General features: G+C 62.3%; 3 protein-coding genes and 1 pseudogene. 1 reads left to right on the top strand and 3 read right to left on the bottom strand.

What is annotated here, in order from left to right:
- The 3 genes from guaB to AACR77_RS09700 form a co-directional block, all read right to left on the bottom strand.
- Positions 1–810 (bottom strand): IMP dehydrogenase (guaB, locus tag AACR77_RS09710; protein ID WP_042881087.1); only part of this gene is annotated, 810 nt, incomplete at its 3' end.
- A gap of 264 nt (positions 811–1,074) precedes the next feature.
- Positions 1,075–1,710, bottom strand: coding sequence for a YitT family protein (locus tag AACR77_RS09705; protein ID WP_052224798.1), 636 nt, complete (start codon positions 1,708–1,710; stop codon positions 1,075–1,077).
- A gap of 798 nt (positions 1,711–2,508) precedes the next feature.
- The gene (locus AACR77_RS09700; protein WP_231563198.1) at positions 2,509–5,715 is read right to left on the bottom strand and encodes an alpha-amylase family glycosyl hydrolase; all 3,207 of its coding nucleotides are present in this window, start codon (positions 5,713–5,715) and stop codon (positions 2,509–2,511) included.
- 481 nt (positions 5,716–6,196) lie between these two features.
- Here AACR77_RS09700 and AACR77_RS09695 point away from each other — a divergent pair.
- Positions 6,197–6,437, top strand: a pseudogene (locus tag AACR77_RS09695) (energy transducer TonB); the annotation flags it as partial.

Raw genomic sequence — 6,437 nt, 5'->3', positions numbered from 1 at the left:
CACAGTATAGGCTTCACGGGTCGCCTTGATGCGATCCAGCACGCCCTGGGAGTGGCCGTGGGAGGAGTCAATCAGCAGCACGTCCACACCGGCTTCCACCAGGGCGGCGACGCGCTCTTCGTTGCCGGCACCGGCACCGACGGCGGCACCGACCCGCAGACGGCCGCGCTCGTCTTTGCAGGCGTTGGGCTTGCGCTCGGCTTTCTGGAAGTCCTTCACGGTGATCATGCCCTTGAGCTTGAAGTCGCCGTTGACCACCAGCACCTTCTCGATGCGGTGCTTTTGCATCAGGGCCACCACCTCTTCACGAGGGGCCCCTTCACGCACGGTCACCAGACGATCTTTCTGGGTCATGATCTGTTCGACGGTCTGGGAGAGATCGATGACGAAGCGCACGTCACGGCCGGTGATGATGCCCACCAGCTGGTTGCCGTCAGTCACCACGGGGTAACCGGCGAAACCGTTCTTGTGGCTCAGCTCCTTGATCTGGGCGATGGTCATGTCAGGGCGCACGGTAACGGGGTCGCTGACCACGCCGCTCTCGTACTTCTTGACCTTGCGCACTTCGGCAGCCTGCTGCTCGATGGACATGTTCTTGTGAATGAAGCCGATGCCGCCTTCCTGGGCCAGTGCGATAGCCAGACGGGCTTCGGTCACTGTGTCCATGGCAGCGGAGATCATCGGGATATTCAGCGTGATCGCAGACGTGAGCTTGGTACGCAGGTCGGCGGTATTGGGGAGAACAGTGGAGTGGGCTGGAACCAACAGTACATCGTCGAAGGTCAGCGCTTCTTTGGCAATCCTGAGCATGGCAATATCTCACCGTTGAGGAGTGGGGGTGTAAAATATTGCCGACAAATTTTACTCATGCATTGGGCAGTGGTAAAGAAGTTTTTTGAATTTTTTATGGCGTAGCCCGATTTAACGCCACCAACAGGGCAAAAAACCAATAAATTCAGCCGTAACCATGCCGTTTTTCCCGACAAGATGATCTTTTTTGCCGTTGAGCCCCTTTCTGCTGCCAGTCTCCCGGAACGGCCTTTTTTCCCTCGCAGCCGTCAGCTAGACCGGCGGTCAGTTCCCCTGATAGCGGCCCGGCTTGTGCCAGTTCATCAGCATGGCGTTCATGGCCAGCGCACTCAGGGTTGACCAGAGCAGCAGGGGAAGCGGCAAGGTGAGCAGAGAGAGCGCAAACACCAGCACATCCAGCACCATCTGGCTCTTTCCCGCATTGATGCCGGTGCGCCGTTGCAACCAGAGCGTCACCACGCCGGTGCCCCCCACGGAGGCATTGTGGCGCGCCAGAGACAAGACCCCCATGCCGAGGAAGGTTCCCCCCACCAGGGCGGCAAACAGGGGATGGACATAGCTCACCGTCAGCAGCAGTGGCACCGCCTGGGTGGCCGCCGAGAGGGCGACGTTGACGATCAGCGTCTTGAGGGTGAAGGCGCGCCCCATGGTGACGTAGCAGAACACCATGAAGGGCAGGTTCACCAGGAAGAAGAGCACGCCGATGGGCAGGGTGCTGACATGGGCGATCAGCAGGGCGATGCCCGCGATGCCACCGGTGATCATGCCGGAACACTTGAGCAGATTGAGCCCCACGGCGATAAACATGACCCCGAGCACCATGCCGTAGATATCGTCCTTGAGGGTATGGGCCAGCCCCCTGCCCGCAGCCGCTGGCTGCATGGTCATTTCACCTTCCATATGACTCCTTAGATCCGATGTGATGGTGGCATCCGTTGCCCGACAACCAAGCCGCATTGGGGCTGATGGCGGCGGCCCGTTCACCTTGCCGTCCCCACCCCCAATCTTGCGTCCCCCGCCCCCTTATGTCGCCATCGTGGGGATGACAAGGCACAGCAAAAAGAGCGCCAATCAAAACAAGAGTCCGCGATAACATAAATAATCGGATTTAAATTCCGATAAATGCGCAATATGAAGGTAGAATTCACCACTTCCGTGATCGGCCATCACAGTGGCGCAGCATGTTTACCCGAGTCACCGAGAAAGGCCTCGTGGTATCCCCTTCACAGCCCGGTTTTTCGGCAGATCATGTCGATACGATGCCGCTTTTCAGCATGGATGATGCTTGTCATGGGGGAAATCCGGGGGCCAAACGGCGTGTTTCTTCGGGGCGGGCTCCAGGGGCGGATGTGGATGGAGCGCACCAATAAAGTGCAATTGCACCAATATGGAGCGGCTGAGTGGCACGGTTTGCCTTGCACCGCGGTGCAAAGGCGACATGGGCACCGCTTTGCTCACTGCCACGAGCACTGCAATATGCAGAGCATGGAGTGACTCGGGCGGCGGATGCACCACTCCCCTTCCCTCTAGCCCCCTGCCCATGAGCGTGCTGGTCGCGAGTCCACAGGTCTGCCCATTCACCAGCCCCTCCGCAGCCAGAGTCCCATCAGGATGGGGCATCCATTCAGGCATAGGCAGAAGGCAGAATAAAAAAGTCGGCCCGAAGGCCGACTCGCTGCTCCCTGTGACAGGGCTTCCTTACTTGAGGTATTTGCCGTCAGCACCGACCTTGCCCGGGCCGTTCAGTACCCAGACCCGCGCCGAATAGGCGGGCACCGCAAAGCTCAGGCTGCCGTTGCTGACGCTCTGGCTCGCACCGGTTACCGCGTCCGTGTAGGTGCCGTTCTTCAGGCCACTCAGGTTTATCTGCTGGGCCGAGTTGGCCGCAAGGCCCACGGCGGCGTAGCTCCCTTGGGCGCTCAGATCACGCACGAAGCTGATGCCGCTCCCCCACTCGTTCACCTGGCTCATGGGCGCTTTTTGCAGGGCGGGCACCGCCTTGCGGATCTGGTTCAGGCGCTTGATGTGCTGATAGAGCGGGTGGCTCGGGGTGGCGGGGTTGTCCAGCACATCTCCGTAGTAGGCACGACCGGTCTGATCCACCGTCATGGTGGCCCCGTCGATGTCCTGGGGCTTGCCCGCCTGGAACATCACCTCCTCCCCGTAGTAGAGGGTCGGGATCCCCCGCGCCGTCCAGAGCAGGTTGTAGGTCATGGCCGCATTGCCCTCTTCCCCGCCGTAGCGGTACTTGAAGTCATTGTCCGGCCCCACGTCGTGGTTCTGGAAGAAGGTGATGAGCTTGGTGGCATCCCCATAGACCCAGTCCATGGCGAAAATCCCCCCTACCCCGCCAAAGTTCCCCCGGGTGACGTTGTCACGGAAGGTGGAGAACAGCGAGAAGTCCAGCACCGAGAGGCCGGAATCGCCCCCTGCACGGGGATTGGCCGGGTTCGGCGTGGTGCGGGTATACCACCAGGGGCGGATCACCGCCGAGGCATTGTCGTTGGCCAGCTCAGAGCCCCATCCGGTGCCCTTGACCAGGTTTTCGCCAAAGACGAACAGCCCCGGCTTGTGGGCCTGCCAGTCATGGACATAGGTCAGCAGTTCGTCCCGCTCGATGTGTTTCAAGGTATCGATGCGAATCGCATCCACCCCCATGTCGAGGTACTGACGAATGGCGCCGTTGAGGTAGTCCTTGACGTTCTGGTTGCCGGTGGCGAGATCGATGCAGTCCCCCGCCATGTGCTTGCGCTGCAGGGCGAGCGGGCTCTCCCAGTCACCGCCGGACATGAAACCGTCCAGGTGATACCAGGCGGGATCCAGGGTCTGGGCGTCGATGCCGAAGAAGCGGTTGGGGTTGTAGCCTGCGCTCGGCACGGTGGCGCCGGTCTTGGGGTCTACCAGGGGCTGGGTGCCCGCCGGATCGGACTGGCAGCGGGCCTTGTACCAGTCGGGCGCCGCCGGGTTGTCGTCGTCACAGCGGTTGGCGCTGGCGTAGTCCCCGAGATTGCCCTGATAGGGGCCATTGTTGATGAGTCCCTGGCTCGACCCCGCCGGTACGTAGTATTTGACGGGCAGGCGATCGATCCAGGTCTTGCCGCGCAGGCCGTACTGGCTCGAGTGGTTGAGCACCACATCCTGGATCACCTTGAGCCCCTTGGCGTGAGCCGCCTGGATGAACTCCCGGTAACCCGCCCCCGGCGACTCCAGACGGGGATCGACCCGGTAGAAGTCGTAGGCATGGTAGCCGTGGTAGTCGAGGCCGGAGCGGTTCTCCACCGGCGGCGTCACCCAGATGGCGGTGAAGCCGAGATCCTTGATGTAGTCGAGCTTGGCGATCAACCCCTTGAAGTCGCCACGCCACTGGGGATCCCCCGCCTTGTAGCGATCCCGGTTGTAGTAGTTGTTGCTGGCATCGCCATCATAGAAGCGGGCAGTCAGCAGGAAGTAGATGCTCTCGGCACGAAAATCGCCGCTCGCCACCCCCTGCTCGCCAATACGGTACTCGAAGCGCTGCTCGCGCTGATTGCCGCTGGCGTCGATGGCAAGGGTGCGGATCACCAGATCGGTGCCACTCCCCTTGTCACTCGCTACCAGGGGCTGACCTGCATAGCGGGCCGATGCCGTGGTGGGCTGGCTGCCGTCCGTCGTGAAATGCACGGCGGGTGCGCTGTCCTGATCGTCGCTCACTCCCAGGGTGATGGACTGGCTGTCCACATAATTCCCCGGGGACGGGGTGGCCGTCACCGTGGGGGCCTGCAGATCGGCCCCGGCCAGCGTCTCCACCTCGATGGCCTTGCGCAGGCTGTCAAAGCAGATGCGATAGCTTGTGTTGGCGCTGACCAGATAATCCTGGGCCGGATACGCCTCGGTCCAGTCCCCCTTGTGGTCAATCTTGAAGCGGGGGTTGTTGCTGCCAAAGGCCTGCTCGGTGCAGAAGGTGGTGCCATCCTCGCTGGTCATGGGGGTGAGCCCCCAGTTGTTGGCCGTGCCCCGGAAGTACCAGCTATCGCTGCTCTGTCCTGCCCCGACCACCACGCTCACGCTGCTGCTGCCCTTGGCGCCCTGATCGTCGGTGACCGTGAGGCCATAGGTGAAGGTGCCGGTCTGGGTGGTGTTGACGACGATGCTCTCCGTGGTCTCGCCGCTGCTCCACAGATAGCTCGCGATCTGGCCGTCGGGATCCGTGGAGTCGCTGCCGCTCAAGGTGAGCGACGCCCCCTGGGTCACGTTCACCGTCCCCCCCGGGGTAATGACCGCGAGCGGCGGCTGGTTGTCATCCCCGAGGGGGGTGATGCTGTAGGCCAGGGTCTGATCGTTGACCTGGATGCGCACCGTGCCCACGGCGCTCCAGAAGATGTCGCCGCCACTTTTCTCCAGCACGCCGTCGCCGTTGCTGTCGCCAAAGTTGACGGCCCAGTCGCCAGCCTGATCAAACTTGAGGCGCTGGCTCGCCTTGCCATCCAGGTAGGCTTCCACCTGCCACAGGTGATCCCCTACCAGGGTCATGGGGAGGCTGGCCCAGCCGTTGAAGGTGCCGCGCACGTTGAGCTGCGGCAAGGTGCTGGCAAACCCCGAGGCCTCGCAACTGGCCACCGCCGTCGCGCTCACCGCCTGGGTGCTCGCGTTGATGCGGATCTGGTACGCCGTGTTGGCATTGACCCCGTAGTCGGCCGCCGGGTAGCTCTGCTGCCAGTTGCCGTACCTGTCTATCTTGAAGCGCGGGCCGCCGCTGGCATCCCCGCTCACGAAGCGCTGGCAGGTATCAAAATTGACGCCGTCCGTCGACGTCATGGCGGTCGCCGCCCATCCATTCGCGGTGCCCCGGAAGAACCACTCCGCCGCCGTGCTCGGCGCCGTGATCAGGGTTCCCAACAATCCGGCCGCGAGTATCCATCTAGCCATTGATAGTCCTTTATTTTCATTGTTTGTGTGTGATGCCGGTGTGTCCCGGCATTCCCCCATCCGCAACGTCCCGCCTTCAGATGAGCCCGACCAGTCTAGAGTCCCCCATGACCATTTCATGGCCAATGCGCGCAAAATGTGACCACTGTCGACCTCGTCATGGGCTGTATGTGATTGATAGCGCTTTCATTTCTGCTTGAGCGAGGGAGAGAGCGGCGCGACCCGCTCTGGCGCCCCCCTGACATGGACAGTCCCTGGGCGTGTCTGCCCCGAAGGCGCTCCCTTTCTCGCCTCCAATCATGGCTCGGGGCGGCCCTGGCGCTGACGCACCTGATTAAAACGCGATTGATAATGTTTCTTGTTTGCAGGCTATCCGATGGCGCATGCTGGGCGCCGAGGCCCGGTTCCGGGGCCAATCCCATCGACATTCGAGTACGAATATGACGACCAGCGAGAAGGCAGGCTGATGGACGCCTGCGCAATGAGGCCGACCTTTGGCCGCGACAAGCCGGCATTTGGCCCGGTTCACCTTGCCTGCCTGGCCGTCGCCCTTGCCCTGCATCTCGCCCTCCTCTGGCTGATGCAAGGCAGCCGCCCCGCCCCCGTCACGCCCCCCGAGCCCATCACCTTGTCTGCCCGCTGGGCCGGCGAGTCGGACAAAGATGACGCACCGGCCAAGCCGGCGGCGCCAGCGGCCACTCCGGCTCCCCCTCGGGAGGTGA

This window comes from Aeromonas sp. ZOR0002 (assembly GCF_963866995.1).
GTDB lineage: Bacteria > Pseudomonadota > Gammaproteobacteria > Enterobacterales > Aeromonadaceae > Aeromonas > Aeromonas caviae.
The sequence above is the reverse complement of the archived record's forward strand: the minus strand, read 5'-3'. Positions and strand labels throughout refer to the sequence as shown.

Coding starts and splice junctions, on each gene's coding strand:
- AACR77_RS09700 (WP_231563198.1), bottom strand. CDS start 5,715: ATGGCTAGATGGATACTCGCGGCCGGATTGTTGGGAACCCTGATCACG.
- AACR77_RS09705 (WP_052224798.1), bottom strand. CDS start 1,710: ATGGAAGGTGAAATGACCATGCAGCCAGCGGCTGCGGGCAGGGGGCTG.